This window comes from Kocuria sp. ICS0012, assembly GCF_001665945.1.
GTDB classification, from domain to species: Bacteria; Actinomycetota; Actinomycetes; order Actinomycetales; family Micrococcaceae; genus Kocuria; species Kocuria marina.
Map to the genome: position 1 here is coordinate 18,870 of NZ_LZMM01000059.1, position 19,101 is coordinate 37,970.

The 19,101-nt window shown below is 65.8% G+C and carries 16 protein-coding genes, 1 pseudogene and 1 other annotated feature; of the genes and pseudogenes, 10 read left to right on the top strand and 7 right to left on the bottom strand.

All coding sequences use genetic code 11. The features are described from left to right. Positions 1-64: 64 nt before the first annotated feature. Positions 65-2,698, top strand: a complete 2,634-nt coding sequence (locus tag A5728_RS14525; protein WP_082943388.1) for an alpha/beta fold hydrolase — start codon at positions 65-67, stop codon at positions 2,696-2,698. Between the two features lie 176 nt (positions 2,699-2,874). Here A5728_RS14525 and A5728_RS09825 read toward each other — a convergent pair whose 3' ends face one another. After that, entirely contained in the window at positions 2,875-4,215 is a 1,341-nt protein-coding gene (locus tag A5728_RS09825; RefSeq protein ID WP_082943389.1) for an acyltransferase, read from the bottom strand. Positions 4,216-4,488: 273 nt separating this feature from the next. Here A5728_RS09825 and A5728_RS09830 point away from each other — a divergent pair, with 273 nt between their 5' ends. From A5728_RS09830 to A5728_RS13680, 9 genes and pseudogenes are all read left to right on the top strand, one after another. Then, a complete protein-coding gene (locus A5728_RS09830; RefSeq protein ID WP_082943390.1) occupies positions 4,489-6,156 on the top strand; it encodes a sensor histidine kinase in 1,668 nt (555 codons plus the stop codon). Between the two features lies 1 nt (position 6,157). Next, the gene (locus A5728_RS09835) at positions 6,158-6,814 is read left to right on the top strand and encodes a response regulator transcription factor (protein WP_035964377.1); all 657 of its coding nucleotides are present in this window, start codon (positions 6,158-6,160) and stop codon (positions 6,812-6,814) included. Between the two features lie 152 nt (positions 6,815-6,966). Continuing rightward, positions 6,967-8,058, top strand: coding sequence for a DUF4097 family beta strand repeat-containing protein (locus tag A5728_RS09840; RefSeq protein ID WP_064846859.1), 1,092 nt, complete (start codon positions 6,967-6,969; stop codon positions 8,056-8,058). Between the two features lie 219 nt (positions 8,059-8,277). Beyond that, a complete protein-coding gene (locus A5728_RS15125; protein WP_156523431.1) occupies positions 8,278-8,475 on the top strand; it encodes a hypothetical protein in 198 nt (65 codons plus the stop codon). Between the two features lie 22 nt (positions 8,476-8,497). Beyond that, a pseudogene (locus tag A5728_RS13675) lies at positions 8,498-9,761 on the top strand (IS3 family transposase). Continuing rightward, positions 8,797-8,931: a sequence feature (AL1L pseudoknot), on the top strand. (Overlaps the previous pseudogene by 135 nt.) Before the next feature lie 142 nt (positions 9,762-9,903). Further along, a complete protein-coding gene (locus tag A5728_RS09860) occupies positions 9,904-10,743 on the top strand; it encodes a type IV secretory system conjugative DNA transfer family protein (RefSeq protein ID WP_064846861.1) in 840 nt (279 codons plus the stop codon). Continuing rightward, a complete protein-coding gene (locus tag A5728_RS09865) occupies positions 10,733-11,284 on the top strand; it encodes a TraG/TraD/VirD4 family protein (RefSeq protein WP_064846862.1) in 552 nt (183 codons plus the stop codon). The genes A5728_RS09860 and A5728_RS09865 overlap by 11 nt, the downstream gene beginning before the upstream one ends. 4 nt (positions 11,285-11,288) lie before the next feature. After that, complete coding sequence (locus tag A5728_RS09870; protein WP_064846863.1) at positions 11,289-11,714, top strand: DUF4913 domain-containing protein; 426 nt, start codon at positions 11,289-11,291, stop codon at positions 11,712-11,714. A gap of 82 nt (positions 11,715-11,796) precedes the next feature. Continuing rightward, positions 11,797-13,935, top strand: a complete 2,139-nt coding sequence (locus A5728_RS13680; RefSeq protein WP_082943392.1) for a KAP family NTPase — start codon at positions 11,797-11,799, stop codon at positions 13,933-13,935. Positions 13,936-15,104: 1,169 nt separating this feature from the next. Here the strand turns inward: A5728_RS13680 and A5728_RS13685 are convergent. The 6 genes from A5728_RS13685 to A5728_RS14825 all read right to left on the bottom strand — a co-directional run bounded on the left by A5728_RS13685 (position 15,105) and on the right by A5728_RS14825 (position 19,044). Continuing rightward, a complete protein-coding gene (locus A5728_RS13685) occupies positions 15,105-15,800 on the bottom strand; it encodes an NPCBM/NEW2 domain-containing protein (RefSeq protein WP_197493154.1) in 696 nt (231 codons plus the stop codon). Positions 15,801-15,876: 76 nt separating this feature from the next. Then, positions 15,877-16,146, bottom strand: coding sequence for a hypothetical protein (locus A5728_RS14215; RefSeq protein WP_156523433.1), 270 nt, complete (start codon positions 16,144-16,146; stop codon positions 15,877-15,879). A 219-nt stretch (positions 16,147-16,365) separates the two neighbouring features. After that, positions 16,366-17,142 carry a hypothetical protein gene (locus tag A5728_RS09880; RefSeq protein WP_064846865.1) on the bottom strand — a complete coding sequence of 259 codons (777 nt, stop codon included), beginning with the start codon at positions 17,140-17,142 and terminating at the stop codon, positions 16,366-16,368. Between the two features lie 2 nt (positions 17,143-17,144). Beyond that, the gene (locus A5728_RS09885; protein ID WP_064846866.1) at positions 17,145-18,659 is read right to left on the bottom strand and encodes a hypothetical protein; all 1,515 of its coding nucleotides are present in this window, start codon (positions 18,657-18,659) and stop codon (positions 17,145-17,147) included. Beyond that, the gene (gene mobC / locus A5728_RS14820; RefSeq protein ID WP_231885608.1) at positions 18,656-18,892 is read right to left on the bottom strand and encodes a plasmid mobilization relaxosome protein MobC; all 237 of its coding nucleotides are present in this window, start codon (positions 18,890-18,892) and stop codon (positions 18,656-18,658) included. Before mobC ends, A5728_RS09885 begins: the two co-directional genes overlap by 4 nt. Next, positions 18,892-19,044: a hypothetical protein gene (locus tag A5728_RS14825; RefSeq protein ID WP_231885609.1), complete on the bottom strand. Its 153-nt coding sequence runs from the start codon at positions 19,042-19,044 to the stop codon at positions 18,892-18,894. The genes mobC and A5728_RS14825 overlap by 1 nt, the downstream gene beginning before the upstream one ends. Positions 19,045-19,101 lie beyond the last annotated feature (57 nt).

Genomic DNA, 19,101 nt, shown 5'->3' on the forward strand with positions numbered 1-19,101 from the left:
TGGCCATCCGGCCACTTTCCCGGGGTAGCGCGTGCGGTGCCCGCGAGGACCATACGATGAATCCATGAGCGAGCACGCCGGCGCAGCGCTGCCCGAGCACACCGACATCCTGATCATCGGGGCCGGCCTCAGCGGGATCGGGGCGGCCTGCAAACTCCGCCACGAACATCCCGGCAAGAGCATCACGGTGCTCGAGTCCCGCGGGAACTCCGGTGGCACGTGGGATCTCTTCCGCTACCCGGGGGTCCGCTCCGACTCGGACCTCTACACCTACGGCTACGACTTCCGCCCGTGGACCCGACAGAACCCCATCGCGAAGGGCTCCGCGATCCTGGACTACATCCGCGACACCGCTCGCGCCTCCGGGGTTGACAAGCTCATCCACTACCACCGGCGCGTCACCGCCGCGGATTGGTCCTCCGGGACCAGCCACTGGACCGTGACGGTCGAGCGCACCGCGCCACCCGAACCCCGCGCGGGGGCGGCTCCGAGCGACGTCGGCGGCGGCGCACCCGGGCACTCGGTTGATGGCCCGCAGCCCGACGACGCCGCCCCGTCCGGTCGCCGCCCCCGTAATGACACCGTGTCGGGCAACGCCGAACGCCTCGCAACTTCCGATCGATCCGCGCACGCCACGGTCGACGGCGCCCCGCGGCCCGAACCCATCGGCACCGGCGAGACCCAGCCGATCACCGCCACGTGGGTGTTCGTGGCCACCGGGTACTACGGCTACGACCGTCCCCACATCCCGGACTTCGCGGGGGTCGAGGGGTTCAGGGGCCAGCTCGTGCATCCCCAGTTCTGGCCCGAGGACCTGGATGTCCGGGGCAAGAGAGTCGCCGTGATCGGTAGCGGGGCCACCGCGGTGACCCTGCTGCCCGAGCTCGTCACGCGGGGTGCCGAGACCACGATGGTGCAGCGGACGCCGTCGTACATCCTGCCCCTGCCCTCCCCCGGCGTGGCCGAGAAGGTGCTGTTCATGGCGCTCGGCAGGACACGGGCGGCGCGAGTGCTGCGCCCGCTCATGGCCGCGGGGCAGAGAGCACTGTGGGTGGCGAGTAAGGCCGCGCCGCGCGTGGTGCGGGCGGGGATCGCGGCCGTGAACCGCCGTCGCCTCCCTGCGGACGTCTCCGTGCGGGAGCACTTCACCCCGCCGTACGACCCGTGGGACCAACGGCTGTGCGTGGCGCCCAACGGGGATTTCTTCGCCGCGTTGCACGAACCCAACGCCCATATCGTGACCGCGGGCATCGACCGTTTCGACGCGGACGGCCTCGTCCTGACGGACGGGCGGCGGGTGGCGGCGGACGTCGTCGTGAGCGCCACGGGCTTCGACCTGCTCATGTTCGGCGGCGCGCGCTTGAGCGTGGACGGGCGACCCGTGAACCTCCCCGAGCGGATCGCCTACCGCGGCGCCATGCTGAGCGACGTGCCCAACCTGGCCTTTGCGATTGGGTACACGAACGGGTCGTGGACGCTGAAGATCGGACTCGTGGTGGACTGGCTGTCCCGGTTGATCGCGCACACGGATTCCGTGGGCGCGGCGTCCGTGCGCCCGGTCGCACCCGAGGGTCTGCGCACGCGCCCGTTGCTGGACTTCGACGCCGGCTACGTCCAACGCTCCCTCGACCAGCTGCCCCGCCAGGGGGACACGGCGCCGTGGCGGATGGCCATGAACTACTTCGATGACCGGCGTCAGTTGTTGGCTAAGCCGGTCGTGGATCGATTCCTGCGGTTCGACGACGCCGCCGCTCCCGTTCCCGAGCAGCTGCCCGCCCTGCTCACGGGCCCCGGTGAAAGCGGTGAGGAACGCACGGTGCAGTTGGATGATGACCGCTTCATCTGCGTGCGCCTGGACGGGCCGTCCGACGGGGCGCCGCTCGTGTTGATCACCGGGCTCGCGTTCGACCTGGCCACGTGGCCCGTGTCCTTCGTCCATGCCCTCGCGGATCGCGGGTACCGGGTGATCCGCCTGGACAACCGGGACGTGGGCCGTTCCTTCCGGGTGACCTCCACGTCCCCTTCGGCCCGCCGGTTGCTGCGCGGGCCCCTGCCGGAGGGGCAGTACTCCGTGGAGGACATGTCCGAGGACGTCGCGGACACCCTGCGGGCGCTGGGGGTCGAGCGAGCGGATGTCATGGGGTTCTCACTCGGTGGGATGATCGCCCAGTCGTTGGCGGGCCACCACCCCGAGCTGGTGCGGCGACTCATTTCCCTGTGCTCCACCACGGGCGATCCGTCCGTGGGGACGGCCGCGACCTCCACCGCGGCGTTGCTCATGTTCCCCGGGGCGAAGACCCGGGACATGTACATCCGGGGGCGACTGGTCATGTCCCACCACCTGGCCGGTCCGGGGTTCCCCGTGGACGTGGCGTACGAACGTCAACTCGCCGCAACCCACTGGGACCGCAGCCTGGATCCGCGAGGTGAGGCTGAGGCGATGCGCCGTCAGATCGGGGCGATCCGCTCATCCGGGGACCGCACGGAGGTGCTGTCCCGGATCACCGCCCCCACGCTGGTGATCCACGGGGACAAGGACAAGATCGTGCGCCCGGACGGCGGCCCCGCCACGGCCGAGGTCATCCCCCATGCGCGCTTCGTCCGGATCCCCGGGATGGGCCACCAGGTACACCCCATGGTGGTCCCGCGGTTGTTCGAACTGGTCATCGACCACCTGGGGGACCCGCGGGAGGGGTGAGCCTCTTCCGGCGGGGCTCCCGTGCCGAGGCGTAACTCTCAGGCACTCCGAGGCCATGGCGTAATTTCTGGTCGCTGGAAGCCACTTCACTCCGCCCCAGGTGGCCTCCGCGTGCCCACAATTCGCCGCGTGGCCTCAGCGTGCCTCACAGTGTCCAGCGCTAAAGCCGTGTGGCCTCAGCGAGCCTGGGAAGTGGGCGCTGTCTCGGCCCGCTCGGCCCGCGAGGGGACGCGGCCACTGCGCAGCAGCACCACCGCGGCCACCGCTCCCACTGCGCCCGCCACCGTCAACGGCACCGTGAGCAGTGTGACGATCTCCCACAACGGCGGCACCACGGCACACACGAGTGCCACGACCACGGCGGCATTGGACAACCGGATGGGGCGGGCGCCCCACGGTGCCGTGGATGAGGACTCGAGCCGCCGCAATACCGTGGCCACCACGAGCACCACCGCCCAACACAGGACGGTCAAGGGGATCCGCAGCCACCACCAGGCGGCGGAACCGGGGACGGGGTCGTAGCCCACGGCGAAGAACCACACCGCCATGACCGCCACCACCACGGGCAGGTGCCACAGGTAGATGGTCAACGCACGAGTACCCACCACATACACCACCGCCCGGACCACCCGGGAGTGCATGGCCCGCCGCAACAGCGGGGAGAACACCTCCAGCAGACACGCCTGAGCGAAGCCCAGCAGCACCATGCACACGGTGGGCGGATTGAGGTTGGTGAGCATGTCCGGGGCGTAGGACCCGGAGGCCACGCACACCCCGGACACGGCGTAGCATCCCGCGGCAAGCGCCACGAGCACCGGTCGACGCCGCGCCCCGAACCACCCGTCCGCCCGGAAGAAGCCGAACTGCTGGATGAGCGGCCACACGAACACCATGTTGAGCAGCCCCCACCACTGCCAGCCGGTGGTCAGGCGCAGCAGGTCCACGGCCACCGCGCACGAGAACAGGAACCAGCACCACACCCACCCCATGCGTTCGTGCAGGTCCACGAACAGCGGTGCCAATCCCTGGCAGACGAGGTAGGCCGCCAGGAACCACAACGCCATCCCCACACCGGACAGCGCGAACGTCACGAGTTCGATCCCGGCTCCCGCCACCACCGCGATCCCCGCACCGAGGGCGAGCACACACCACAGCACCGCCGCGGGTTGGATCAGCCGCAGCGTGCGTTCCCGCACGTACTCGCCCCGCGCCATTCCCCGGGCCCGACGACGCCGCCACGCCCCCGCCGTGGCCGTCCCACCCACCACGAAGAACAGGGGCATGATCTGCAGGAGCCACGTGGCCCACCAGTACCAGGGCTGCTGAGTCGGGACCAGGACAGAGCGGATCTCCCCGGTGGCGGGATCCGCCGTGAGGGTGACCATGAGGATGTGACTGCACACCACGGTGATCACGCACCCCACGCGGGCGACGTCCACGGCGGGGTCGCGTTCGACGTCCCCCGCGGGGACGGAAACGGCAGTGGGCCGCCCGAGGGCGCGGACGTCGTCGTTCATGGCACACACTGTAGGGCGCGCGAACACGGAACCCCGGGCGGGCGCGCACATGTGGATCATCCGCGCCGCCGCGGCACCCGGATGGGACGCACCTGGCGCCTCACGAGACGCGCGCTCGTGGAGCGGACGCCGCACCCCGCAGCACGCACCCCGCACCACGTAGCAGGCGCCCCGCAGACCACATCCCGCAACCCGGGGGTGCGGAAAACCCCACCCCGACTCGGTGGCCAGCTCTGGCGCTGGATCCACGGGGGTGTCCGTAGCGTGGAGGCCATGAGCACCACAGCCTCGAACCCCACGCCACCGTGGGACGCCACAGAGCCCATCTCCTCGGACACCGAACGCACCCGGCCGATGCCCTCGGCCGGTTCCTCACCCGCAGATGCTGAGACCACCCGGACCCTGCCGCCTCCCGGGCACCCGGAACCCCCGCGGGCCGCCTCCGTGGCACGCCCGGCACCGGAAGGGCCGCACATCGCTCCCCGCGAGTGGCGGACCTTCTCCCTCAAGACCCTGTTCTTCGGGACCCTGGACCTCGTGGTGGACTCGGTGCTCAACACCGTGCTGCTCGTCGTGATCCTCACGTTCCTCGCGGTGGGAGCCGCAACCGTTCCGGCGCTGGGCCTGGGCGTGCTGATCCTCGCCGCGACCGTGTACGTGATGATGGGGGCGGTGTGGCTGGAACGCAGGCGTTCGGCGTCGTCGTTCGGCCTGGACATCCGGGACCCCCAGCGCCGCCGCAGCCCGCATACCGACTGGGTGCGGGTCCCGCACCAGTGGTGGCTGGACGCGAGCGACGGGTCCCTGTGGCTCGGCATGCTCCACGTGGCGCTCACGTGCGCGCTGGGCTGGCTCATGCTGTTGCCCTTCGTGGTGGGTAGCGCGGCCCTCGTGCTGACCTTCGCGCCGTGGTTCGCCTCCGAGTCCTCGGTGCTGTGGCCCGCGCTGCAGAGCACCCCGCGCTGGACGCTCCCGATGCTGGGTGTCGCGGGCGTGCTGCTGAGCATCACGCTCGCGGTGCTGCTCACCTTGGCTCACCGCGGTCTGTCCGCTGGGCTGTTGCGGCTGAGCGAGGCCGCGCGACTGCGCCGTGAAGCGGACGAGCTGCAGCGCCTCGCCGAGTACGAGACCGCCGCCAAGGAGTCCGCGGTACGCGGTGCGGAGACCGAGCGCTCGCGCATCGAACGCGATCTGCACGACGGCGTCCAGCCCCAGTTGGTCTCGGTCGCCATGAACCTCTCGATGGCCGGTTCACGCATCGACACGGATCCCGCCGCGGCCAAGGAGCTCGTGGCGGAGGCGCACGGCACCACCAAGGCCGCGATCACCGAGCTGCGCCGGCTCGCCCGCGGGTTCCACCCCGCCGTGCTGGAGGATCGGGGGCTCGACGCCGCTCTGTCCGCCGTCGCCGCCCAGGCACCCTTCCCCGTGGACGTCTCCGTGAACGTCCCCCGGTTGCAGCCGCGCACGGAGGCGGCCATCTACTTCGCGGTCTCCGAGAGCCTCAGCAACGCGATCAAGTACTCGGGGGCGCGCTCTGCGGACGTCGCAGTGTCCATCCAGGACGGCGCCGCACCGGGCGCGAACATCGTGGTCGCCGGTGTGCGCGACTTCGGCCGCGGCGGCGCCCGTGTGGTCCCCGGGGGCGGGCTCTCCGGGATCCAGGACCGGATCCGCTCGGCCGGGGGCAGGTTCTTCGTGAACTCGCCCGCAGGCGGGCCCACCGAGGTCATCGTGGAGCTGCCCCTCACGGGTGTTCCTCCGACGACGACGACGCACAGCGCCCCGCGCGCATCCGGCACCGCCTACACCCCTCACCCCGGCCACGTCGGCGAGGTCCACGCCGCGCCCGGAACCGGTCCGACCGCGCACGGTGCGGCGGGGGCGGGAACGGGCGGAGCGGCGTCGTCGTCCGCCGGGCAGCACGGACGGGGGAACTGAGATGCGCATCGTGATCGCCGAGGACGCCGTGCTGCTGCGCGCCGGACTGGTCCGCCTGCTCACGGACGCGGGGCACGAGATCGTCGCCGAGACGGATACCGCCGAGGGACTCGTGCGGGCCGTGGAGGAACACCGGCCGGACTTCGCGCTCGTGGACGTACGACTGCCACCCACCTTCACCGACGAGGGGATCCGCGCCGCGGTGCTGATCCGCTCGAGCCACCCCGGCGTGGCCGTGCTGGTGCTGTCCCAGTACGTGGAGGAGCGCTACGCGTCCGAGCTCATCGCGTCCCGCCGGGAGGGGCTGGGCTACCTGCTCAAGGACCGCGTAGCGGACGTGGACCAGTTCCTGGAATCCGTGCAGACCGTGGGCTCGGGCGGGACCGTGCTGGACCCGGAGGTGCTCACCCAGATCCTGGTGCGCTCGCGGCGCCGGGAGGACATGGAACTGCTGTCACCGCGCGAACGTGAGGTCCTGTCGCTCATGGCGCAGGGGCTGTCCAACGCATCCATTGCCACGAACCTCTACCTCACCGAATCGGCCGTGGAGAAACACATCGGCTCGATCTTCGCCAAGTTGGGCGTCACCTCCGAGACCGGCAACCGCAGGGTTCTGGCCGTTCTCAAGTACCTGGGCTACTCGGACCACTCTCTTTAGGACATCTCATGAGCAATCAGAATCCCTCGCATCCCACGCCCGATCCTCACAACGCAGCCGGCCCCCGTCATGGGTCCGATCCCCGTCATGGGTCCGACCCGCGGAATGGTGCCGACCCCCGGGACCTGCCTGATCCTCGGAACGACCGTCCCGTGGGGCGCGGTGAGCGCCGCGCCTGGAACACCGCGACCGCCGTGGTGGGCGGTGTGGGTGCCCTCGCCCTGCTGCTCGGCGGGGCCGGAACCGCCACCGCGGTGGCCATGACGCAGGAGCGGGACGGTTCGTGGACGGCGTCGTCGGACGTGGAACGGATCCGGATCGACACCCCCTCGGGCATGGTCAGCGTGAACACGAGCCCCACCGTTGATCGTGTCCAAGTGCAGTGGCACGAATCCGGATGGTCCTTGTCCGAGCGCGGCGTCATCCCATCCGTTCGCGACGGCGTGCTGCAGCTGGATATGCCCGACCGGCCCTCTCAATGGGGTTCAGGCGTGCAAAGCGTCAGTATCACCGTTCCTCAGGACGGCCCGCACACCTCGCTCGACCTCAAGAGCGGCACGGGAGCGGTGCACGTGAACGGCACGTATCGGGACGTGCGGGCGAGGACCGATCTGGGGTCCATCAGCGCCACGGACGTGGAGGCCGCTGTGTTCGACGCCCACGCCACCACGGGTCAGGTGCTCCTGGACGGGGTCAGCGTGAAAAACCGGTTGGACGCGCACACCAACCAGGGCGGGGCGCTCGTGAACGTGCGGGGCCCGGCTCCTCAGCGCACCTCGGTCACCGCGACCAGCGGGGTTTACGGGATCTCGATGCCCGCCGCCGACTACTGGTACCCGCAGGACAGCCAGCGCGACGTCGCGGACCCGCGGCACCCCGTGACCACGACGCCGGGGTCCAACGAACGGCCGGGTGGGGCTCGTTCCCCGGGTGCGCCCACCTCTCCGGACCCTACGGGCGACGACGCCGCGCGGCCGTCCGAGGTCAGCGCGGACACGGTGTGCGCCGCAGCCCCCGAGGGCCAGCCGTGCTTGTTCGTGTCGGGTACACCGGTGGGCGTCAATGACTACTCCTACATGCGGGAGTGGAGCCAGGGGTGGGACGAAGTGGCCCGCGAGTACGGGGAGGCGCCTCGGTCTTCCGAGCGGGCGACGGAGTCGAAGCAGTCCATTGACCGTGCAACGGATGCGGCCACGTCATCCCCCACGGGATCCGCCACACCGTCCCCCGCCGACGGGAACTGAGACTCCCACTCCCGGGCGTACGGGTCCGGGAGCGGGTGCCCCGCGTCACCGCTGACCAGGTGGGCGCGGGGTTTTTCATGGGCGTTTCCACGCGCCGGCGCGGTAGTAGTTGGTTACGTCCTACTGGGTGAAGGCGGCCGCCCAGGCTGCCGAGCTGCACGAGGCTCTGGCCAAGGCACAGGACGATCATGTGCCCTACGTGACGCTTGAGGGGGCACGTTGATTCCCACCGATCGGGTCGCCGAATGGACGGAGGCCGGTAATCACGCCTGGTACTCGGGCAAGCACAAGAGATTCGGCAATAGTGTCCCAGTCATCGCCGACCCCACCGGCTTCCCGCTGTGGACCTCCCCGGTAGAACCCGGCTCCACCCACGACATCACAGTGAAGCGCCCTGGGTTTGTCGGAGACTCCTGACCTTGGAAACGAGGATGGGGTTGTGTCGAAGGAACTGGCGAGAGGGAAGCCGACGACGCGTCGCTACTCGGTCGAGGAGAAGGCCGCTGCGGTGCGGATGGTGAGGTCGCTGCGCGCGGAGCTCGGTGTCACGTCGGGAGCCGTGCAGCGCGTGGCGACGCAGCTCGGTTACGGGGTCGAGTCGGTGCGGATGTGGGTCAAGCAAGTCGACATCGATGACGGCGTCACCCCGGGCGTGAGTAGCGCTGAGGCGCAGCGGGTGCGTGAGCTCGAACAAGAGAACCGGGAGTTGCGGCGGGCGAACGAGGTGCTCAAACGGGCCGCCTCTTTCTTCGGGGCGGAGCTCGACCGCCACTACCGGAAATAGTCGCGTTCATCGACGCGAACAAGGACGATGTCGTGGACGCTCGCCGGTTCGGAGTCGAGCTCATCTGCAGACTGCTGCAGGTGGCCCCGAGCAGCTACTACGCCGCTAAGACCCGTGCGCCCTCGGCACGTGTCGTGCGGGACAAGGAGTTGATCCCACTGCTGGTTGAGCTCTGGGAGAGCAACTACCGGGTCTATGGGTCCGTAAGCTCTGGAAAGCCGCCCGACGCGCCGGGATCATGATCGGTCGAGATCAGACCGCCAGGCTGATGCGCGCCGCCGGGATCGAGGGCGCCAGACGGTCGAAGCGAGTGAAGACGACGCGGCCGGATCCGGCGTCGGCGCGGCACCCGGACCTCGTGAAGCGGGAGTTCACCGCGACGGCACCGAACCGGCTGTGGGTGACCAATCTGACGTTCGTGCCGACGTGGGCAGGTGTCGCGTATGTGTGCTTCATCATTGACACGTTCTCCCGCACGATCGTGGGGTGGCGGGTCGCGTCGCACATGCGCACCGAGATGGGTCTCGACGCGATCGAGATGGCCCGCTGGTCCAGAGGCCACCATCACGCCGACCTGCCGTGTCACAACGACGCCGGGTCTCAATTCACCTCCATCCGCTACGGCGAACGCCTCGCGGAGATCAGCGCGACCCCCTCAATCGGGACCGTGGGCGATTCGTATGACAACGCCCTTGCCTAGACGGTGAACGGCTACTACAAGGCCAAACTCGTCCGCGGGCCCGCCCGCACAGGGCCGTGGAAGACGGTCAAGGACATCGAACTCGCGACGCTCGGCTGGGTGCACTGGCACAACACGCAGCGCCTCCACAGCTACCTCGGTGACGTCCCGCCCGCCGAGTTCGAGGACGCGTTCTATGCTGTCCCCCACGACCGCAATCTGCTGGTCAGAATCACATAGCGCGAGTCTCCATCAGACCCAGGGCGCGTCAAAGCACGACCGGGCGGCGGTGCGCATGGCCTCGGTCCGCGACGTCGCCCCATTCACCGCAAAACAAGCCCAGGCCAAGGCAGCTCGCTTCGGGGTAAAGACACGGGGGGTGATGATCGGGAAGATGGTCCGCGGCGGCTACACCCTCTACGCTTCCTGGGAGGACACCCTGGTGCACATCTGGGGTACACGCACCGGCAAGACCACCACCCAAGCCGCCCCGTCCATCATCGAAGCCCCCGGCCCGGTGATCGCCACCTCCAACAAACGCGACCTCTCTGATCTGACCCGTGACATCCGCGCCGGCGAGGGGGATGTGCGGGTTTTCGATCCCCAGGGTGTGGCCGGGGAGCAGCCCACGTGGTGGTGGAACCCGCTGGCCTACGTCATCGACAGTGAACGGGCCGCGGAGCTGGCCAACAACTTCTCCGCAGGGTCGCGTCCGGCCGGGGCGAAGATGGGCGACGCCCACTTCGATTCGGCCAGCAAGGATCTGCTGGCCGGACTGCTGCTGGCCGCCGCTGTGGGTAGGGAGCCTATTGAGCGGGTGCACTACTGGTTAACCCGCTCCACCGATGACACCCCCGCCAAGCTGCTCGACGAGCACGGGTGGACCAAGGAAGCCGATTCGGTGGCCAGTACCATCCGCCAGCCCGAGAAGTACCGCGGCAGCGTCTACTCCACCGCCCTGCAGATGGCCGTATGCCTGAAGAACGAGAAGATCGCCGCCTGGGTCAACCCGCAGGGCCCGGATGACGACCGCCTGCAGTTCGACCCGCAGGCGTTCGTGACCGGCAAGCACACCCTCTACGCTCTGTCCAAGGAAGGTGTCGGCACCGCCGGGCCGCTGGTGACCGCCCTGACGGTGGCCACCGTCACGGCCGCCGAGGAACACGCCATCGCCCAGCGCGGGGGGCCGACTGGGAACCCCGATGGTCTGTGTGCTGGATGAGGCGGCCAACGTGTGCCGGTGGGCGAACCTGCCCGACCTCTACAGCCACTACGGCTCCCGCGGGATCGTGGTCTCCACGTTCTTGCAGTCCTGGTCCCAAGGTGTGGATGTGGGGGGCGAGTCCGGGATGCGCAAGCTGTTCTCCACCGCCAACGTCGTCACCTACGGCGGCAACGTCAAGGAAGAGGGCTTCCTGAAGATGCTGTCGGAGCTGATCGGAAAGCACCCCTACACTTCCGTGTCCTCCTCGAGGCAGAAGGACAGTGGGTCCACCTCCTGTCAGGACGACACCGACGAGATCCTGTCCGTGGCCGATCTGGCCGCGCTGCCCAAGGGGCGGGCCGTGATGCTCGGCTCCGAGGCCCAGGCCGTGCTGGTCAGCGCCCGCCCCTACGCCGACGCGGCAGCGGCTTCCGAAGCTGCACACAACGCACCCACCGAGATCCCCGCTACAGATCAGTCCGCGCCCGAACCGCACGCCGCCGAGCCGGGCCCGGTTGAGCCCACGGGGAATCGATGGGCGGCCCTGGTGAAGAAGTAAGGCCATGGACATCGGTAACCGCCGAACCAGCAGCCACGACGACATCGACGACGAACCCCTCGAGGAAGCCGAACTGGGGGAGCGGGAGCTTGTCTACGCGAACGTGGCCGAGTTCGTCACCGAGCACCTGGCCTACCAGAACCGGCGTGACATCGACTTGGCTGGCCGGGCTACCACCTTCATCTGGTGCGCCCAGTGGTGGCGACACGCAGAAGCCGTCAGCCGCCTCACCGGCCTCTGGCGCGCCTGGGAGAGCCTGCGCACCGACCCCACCACCGGGCTGGCCATGTGGTGGCGCGACTACGCCGACCCCACCATGCAGGTACTCTTCGACGAAAGGGCGCCTTTCCACGGCGGCACCCCCCGGACACACAGCCCCAAGGGGATACCGCTTCCGCTGGATCCTCCACCAGTTGGACTGTTCCCTTGATTCAAACAACACGGTCCTACTGTCATGCCCCCGCCGCGGTGGGCCCGCGTGATCGTCGTGAGGGCTCGTTAGGCTTTCCAGCATGACCATTCCCCAGCAGAACTGGATCGATGAACCCATCCATTGCAAGGACAAGGACACCCTTCAGCGCGGACATCTGGCCGAGCAAGCCGCCCTTTTGGTAGCCAGTACCCACCCCTGGGAAGCCAGTGTGGTGTTCGGGCTGACCGGGCCGTGGGGTAGCGGGAAAACATCAATGGTGGAACTCATCATTGAAGAGCTCAAAGAGCGGTCTCCTGAGTGGCGGGTTGCTCGTTTCACCCCATGGGCTACAAGTGACGCGACCTCTCTGATGTCAGAGTTTTTCGCAGCTCTCGCGGCCGCGCTGCCAAAAGATCGAGGAGACAGCGTTCGCAGGGTGCTGGGGGCATGCGCTACGGTCGCCACCCCATGGCTCAACCTGGTTCCAGTCGTCGGGCCAGCCCTCCAAGAAAGCGTCAGGCTCCTCGCCGATGCGGCCAACCAACAGAAGCCCTGGGACGAGGCGTTCGCGGAGGCTTCCGCCTTGCTGAGAGAGCTCAATACTCCTGTGCTTGTTGTCGCTGATGACATCGACCGCCTCCAGTCCGATGAGCTCGTGGCTCTTCTCAAAGTTGTTCGCCTTCTTGGCCGCTTTCCCGGGGTGCACTATTTGCTGGCCTACGACGAGCAAACGCTGACAGAAAACCTCCAGGACGCCAGCGTCGGCGTAGCTGACGCGGACCGGGCCCGCTTGTTCATGGAGAAGATCGTTCAATATCCCCTGACCGTTCCCCCATTGCTGACTCATCAAATGCACTGGCGTCTGGAGGAGGGACTCAACGCCCTGTTTGAAGATTTGGGGCGTTCGTGGGATGAGAACGATGATCGAATCAGCGATGTGCTGCAATCCTTCGAGTCCCAACTCAACACTCCTCGGTCGATTTATCGGCTCCTGGCTCAGCTTCGGCACTATTTGCCCTTGCAAAAACAGAAAGAGGTCAATGATGTGGACCTCATCCTCTTGACGTTCCTGCACCTGCAGTTTCCTGATTTGTACAGTGCGTTGCCCCGTTGGAAGACCGTCCTCACAGGAGCCCAGCAAGAACTGGACAGGTTTGCGAGACGGCGAGGGGACATCCAGCCGGAATGGGATGAGCTGCTAGGTTTTGTCCGTGAGGGAGATAGCCGTCAGGACGCCCGTAAGGTCTTGGAAACGCTTTTCCCTGTCTTGAATCCACATTCTATGGGAAACCGCTCGGCTCCTAGGGTCTGTGCACCCGATTACTTCAATCGATATTTCGCTCATACCATCCCCCAAGCCGACATCGCCGACACCGAAATCCTCTCTGCCCTCGACCAAGCAAGCGCACCGGAGTCAGATGGGCAACTCTTGGTCGCGTTGCTCACTGAGAACTCTTACCCCGGACGCATCGACCTGGTCCTTAAAAAGCTCCGAACCCTTTATGCGCCAGAGTCTTCGGGCCATGGCGCACCCACGGTCACTGTGGATTTGATTCGCGTAGTCGCCGGCCAACTCGGCACTCTGGAACACACCTCGCGGATGCTCAGCAGCCCCCGAGACCAAGGTCGCTACTTGCTCACTGATCTTCTGGAACGCCTTCCACCTACCAGCCCTGAGAAACTTGAAGAGGCTTTAGCCGCCTGTCCTGACTGGGTAGAGCGGGCGCAGATCCTCCGCCTCGCCCTGAGTAGCAAGCGCGCCCCTGCTTCACCGCAGGCTTTTGAGGCCTTAACTGCCGCCGCCACATCCCTCAGTGAAGAAATAAGCAGAACGCTACTAAAGCATCTAAGTCAACGCGATAAAGCCGAACTTAGCTCCTCGCCCTTCACGGGATTTATGTTCATCCGAATGTTCGGGAAATCTAGTGATCTGCGAGAAAGGATTTTGACCCGCATCAATCAAGGATTGTTTACCGCCGAGGACCTGGCCGCCCGCTTCGTGACAATTCAGCACCTCATCGGTCCCCGAGAACCTGTCCCACAAATTGGCGACTTTGACCAAGACCTTTTCGCCGCATACGCACCACCGCGAGACATGCTCTACTCCCGCTCTATGGAAGCTGTAGAGATGTCAAACGCTTCATGGGCCAATCGTCGCACCTACACCCGCGGCCGAGCCCAACCACCCACTACACCGCCACCGACGAATGGAAGTACCCCGTCATCCGGTGATATTTAAACAGACTGTCTCGTGTGGCATTCACAGACGAAGTCCAGAGGTGTATATGTGCATCCGCTGGTCGGTCCGGAAATGCTAGAGAAGGAGGTCGTCGTCGCTGCGTTTACATAATCATTACTACCTGACAACAAACAGCACGAGTAGAAGTAGATGCGAGAACTCGTCCCACCCCACCTACGAGCGTTTGTTCAAGCCATGACAGGGCGCGCGGCGGACCGGCGGGGTCGTGAGCTCGTGACGTCAGCGTCGTCCAAGCAGGCCAGCACGGAGAACTCCCGTTTAAGGAGAGATTCGCGCGTATAGCTGAGGTATGGGATGGTGCCTGGACGCGCACCGGAGCTGTTTGTCAACAGAGGCATCACATGGGTTGTGGACTGGGACTCGGCACTGAAGATGCTCGCACGGCCGCCCCAGTGAGTGGTCTGCCACCGCGGCAGGAAGTTACTCGTCCTGCCTCAACACGTCTCGTTACCGGTCAACCCACCGGAATTCTCGCAGCTGGTGAAACTCCCGTCTGACCGATTTCATTGCGGTTCCGCGGCGTACAGCGGCCGGTAGGACTGGGCTGGGCGCCGAATCGCTTACCGATCGTCCGGCCACTTCGGCCATGCTACTTTCTCTCTAAGGATGGCCTCGGGAAACTCGTGCACGTGAACGTGGCCAAAGTTGTCACCGAGCACCTGGCCTACCAGTACCGATGCGACATCGACCTCGCTGGCCGCTCCACCACCTTTATCTCATGCACCCAATAGTGGTGCCACGAAGAAGCCGTCAGTCACCCCATCGGCCTCTGGCGCGGCGGGGAGAACTTTACGCACCAGCCCCACCACCGGGCTGGCCGTGTGGTGGCGCGACTAGGCCGCTCTCACCGCGCGCTCACTCCTCAACGTAAACAGACCCGTCTGCGGTTACGCTCCCAGGGCACACGCACCCAAGGGGATATCGCTTCCGCTGGATCCTCCACCAGGCGGACTTTTCGACTGACCCGCTCGCGCAACAATGGCGCCCATTCTAATGAGGAATGGGCGCCATCCTAGTTACTTTCAGAAGTCGCTGTGGCAACAAGTAAAAGCGGCCGAGGAATTTTTCTCAGATTATATATTATAGAATGACACACAGTAGCAGGATTAAATTAATTGCAGACGGAAGCCACACTTATTTTCCAAAAATTATTGAAGGGTAGGATTCGCCCAAACAACAACACCTTCGTAATCGTCGAGCGGTTCAGCAGACCCCACCGACTCCACAAAAAGCTTAATCCTGCTTACGTCACTTACTGGAACAGAAAATTCCACTGGGTCCGTCGGGGTGGCGATGCCTTCTTTCAAAGTCCTCCCTGTAATCGCATCAAGCACTAGAAATCTGGCCTTAAATTTCACAGTTTCAGCGTTCTCTTCGATTCCTGCTACCGCAGTAAACTGCGACCTATCATCACCAACAGGGAACTCCAAGAAACCAGTGATGCGATCACTTGATCTAAATTTACACGAAAGGCCTAACCTATATTCCTTACTATCTACGACAGGCGAAATTTCTACCCAGCCGTACCCTCCGTAATTCTCCCTTTTGCATTCCTGCTCTTGCTTTGCAGCATTTAAATCAAGTAAAATCCCTCCCGACTCTGCTGTCGGCCCCAAGGAAGGGGACACTGACGAATCCGGTGGAAGGGAAGTAGGGGTTCCTGTAGGTTGCTTTGGATCGACAGATTCACTGCTCACTGGATCACTGCCGCCACCACCCTCGTCGCCTGAATTTGTCAAGATAGCAACCGCGCCTGCGATAACAGCAGCAAAAATCAAACCGAAAAACCCAATCCAAGCCGCCGTAATATGGGTATCTCGAGGCGGTTTATTTTTGTTTTTCACCAAAACTCCTCTATTCGGAGATATCCGCCAGTGCGGAACCGTAAATTGCATCTTCCTGCTTGGCTGTCGTCACACCCTAGGACCCTCTCATTGACGAATCGGATGAGAAATCCTTTGAAGGTATGGCATCGAACGTTTTTGCCACATTGACCCATTTGCCGCCGATCCCTACAGCTTCCGGCTGGACCTTCCAGCATGCAGGCACCGCTGCCAGCACTGCACTGGCGGTGGGAGTGAGCTTGTGGGTGAAAGACGAAGCGGTCTTGTCGCGGGATCTCCTAAGAATAGACAGGCGCACACCCTCGACCGCATCTACCATGCCCGTTGCGACCAGTACGTCTGTCACGCTCGCCTCCAAGTACCCGTGAATAACTCGACTTCAGTGGTTGTCGCTGATTGGCCGCGCTTTGCAGGGTTGCATTACCAGCAATAGGACCACCCGTACGTGAATACGGATTTTAGCCCGTGCGCCTCTGGCGTATGAGCAACCTGTAGGTGTGGCGTCAGCCATATAGCACAGAAAGGAGCCCTCTCTGCTGCCTTTTTCGAGCGATGGACGGTGATTTCATCCGAGGTCAAGCTCGCGCTCCCTACTGGCGCCTCGGCTGGTTTTACTGCGCGCCTGCGGGCCACGCTTGGTGGACCGCACTGCATCAACAGGGGGCGTGCCCTGATCTCGTTCAGCCGCCAGACGGGCTTGGACGCCGTCACGGCCTGCCTCGGTGCCACCAAGGGTGGCCACGAGGCTGTCTGCCAGGCGGGGTCGGCGGTCTCCGGAGTCCCAGAGCTCCTCGGCATCGGCGGTCGCGAGGCGAGTGTCCATGTCGTTCTGCCGGTCGCCTTGCGCGACCACGGCTGCGTGGAGGCCGGCCTCATCGTGGTCGCGCTGCGCGTCGACAGCCTGGCGGGCGGCCAGCTCCTGTTCGGAGGAGTTGATACGCTGCTGTTCCGCGGTGTGGGTGTGGTCGGTCAGGTAGTCCTCTACGTTCAGTCCGTAGCGGTCTTTCACCTCCGACTCGATGCGCCCCCGGGCAGCCTGCGCGACCTCGTCGTGGTGCTCCCACTGTCGAGCCAGCCCGTAGTGGCCGGCGATGTTTTCAACCTTCGCGGACTCCCAGAACCGGTCCTGGTCCACCGGCGCGAGCTCGGTACGCATTACGGCGCGTTCGGCCTCAAAGCGCTCATCGAGCTCGCGCCGCCGGTGCTGCTGCTCCATGACACGTTGGCGGAGTCGCTCGGCGCGTTGGCGGGCCATCATCTCGCCCCAGCGCCCGGCCACGGCCATCGCTGCCTGGGGGTCCCGGGAGAGCAGGTCGTTCACGCCATCGGGTTGTGTGCTCATCGCTACAGCTCCATTCTGTGCCCGTCTCGGGCGTGCTCCATGTAGGGGCGCATCGTGGCGGTGGGGCACTGGGTTTCCCGCAGCGCCCCACTCTCACGGGTGGGGCCGGCGTGGGAGGTCGAGTGCGCCGGTTTGGAGGTCCCCACCTCCGGCAGGGGCTCGGCCACCGCGGACAGGTGGTGTTCGAAGGCCTCGTTGAGCAGCTGGGTCTCACGCAGGTCCTTGTTGACCTGCTGCATCTCGTAGAACGCCTGGGTCATTCGCAGCATCTGGTTCATGATCAAGGCTTGGGCTATCGGGGACGGGGCTTTCGTGGCCGCCAAAAGGAACGCGGTGGTGCCGCTGATGCGCAACGGCGCGTGAAGCGGGGTCGTGATCTTCACCCCGGCTTGGTGTGCGGAGCTGGCGAGCACTCGGGCGGTGCGACCCAGTGGGCCTTGTCCGTCCTCGGTCGCATGGGACCAGGCCGCGTAGACACCGGAGGCTTCACGCGCCGCGTGGGCCCAGGTCTGCTGGTCCTCCGGAGCGATGCTCACCAGCCGCCGGCGCACCTCCTTCAGCTCCCTGGCCAGCCGCCGGGCGGTCTCCTCGTCCAGCACCGCGCCGGGGGCGTCGGGGTGCACGATGCGACGGTGCCGCTTAGCCGCCATCCACTCCTCCGATGCCTCCTGCGCCGAGCCCGGGGTGTCCGGCCAGCGGGTGCGCAGGGACGGCAGCGTGAGGTCCTGGGCGAGCTTGCCGCCACCAAACCACAGCGGCCGCATTCCCTTCGGTGGGCGCTCGGCCACGGAGTACCCGGTGACCACCGAGTCGGTGCCGGCAGCGAAGCGCGGGTGCACGAGTATGTTGGCCCGGCGCATCTGACGTACGAACTGCGCCTCCGATTCGGCGGCCACCGCGCACGCGCGCACGGTGCGCTCCAGCTTGAATCGAGTCGGTTCCCGGGTGCTGTCCCGCCGCACCTCCCCCTGCTGCAGCCACCGTTCGGAGTGACTACCGAGCTGGATGAGGTCGAAGTCCTTCTCGATGCCCCGGGCGACCTTCAGCGCCCGGGAGAAGTCACTGTTGTCGGCCCACTTCGTGCCGTCACCGCGGATAGTGGAGGCCATGATGTGGATGTGGTCGTTGCCCTTGGTGGAGCGCCCGTGATGCACCGCGACCCACTGGCATGGGGCCTTGACGCCCGCGTCGGTGAAATCCATCTCGTCCATGAACTTCTGCGCGATATCGGCCCACTCCTGGTCGCTGACTTCACGGTCCTGGTACGGGATCGACAGAGAGCAGTGCCAGATGTGCTTGGTCTCGGCGTCCACACCGAACGCTCGGCGGTTCAGGTCGACTTCGCGGGCGATGGACACCGCGGCTTCCTCAGACAGCTGCGCGTCGTCGTACCACGCCATGATCAGCGGGGAGGCGCCCACCAGGTGCGGGTCGGTGTGTTCGTTGGCCCGGCCCGGACCCACGAGATACTTCATCAGCCCGACCGGCTTGTTGCCCTTGGTGATGTTCGGGATCACGGGATCAACTCCTCGATCTTCGCCAGGACTTCTTTCCCGAACTGGCGGGCCTCCCGCAACGTCTCCGCTGTCTCGGGCGGAACCTCGCCGGTGCTGTTGGCGTGCCAGGCGATCTGGTTGACGTTGTTGGCGATCGTCGCCATTTGGTGCCGCATCTGGATCAGCTCGGCCAGCTGGTTTCGCCGCAGCTGCACCGCCACCGGGTCCGCCGACCCGAACAGCGCCTGGACCATCAGCGCAGAGGGCGAAGCCCGGTCTGTTGCTCCAGCACCATCAGCTGAGCACGCTCGGCCTCGGACATGGACACCCGGACGTACTGGGTCTTGCTCTCGATTCGCTTGCGATGGGACTTCCACACCCGACGCGGATTCTCCTGCTCCACCACAGCACCTCCTCTCCTTGCCAGCCCAGCGCAGCGCCCCCACTCCGGTGGGCCCCACAC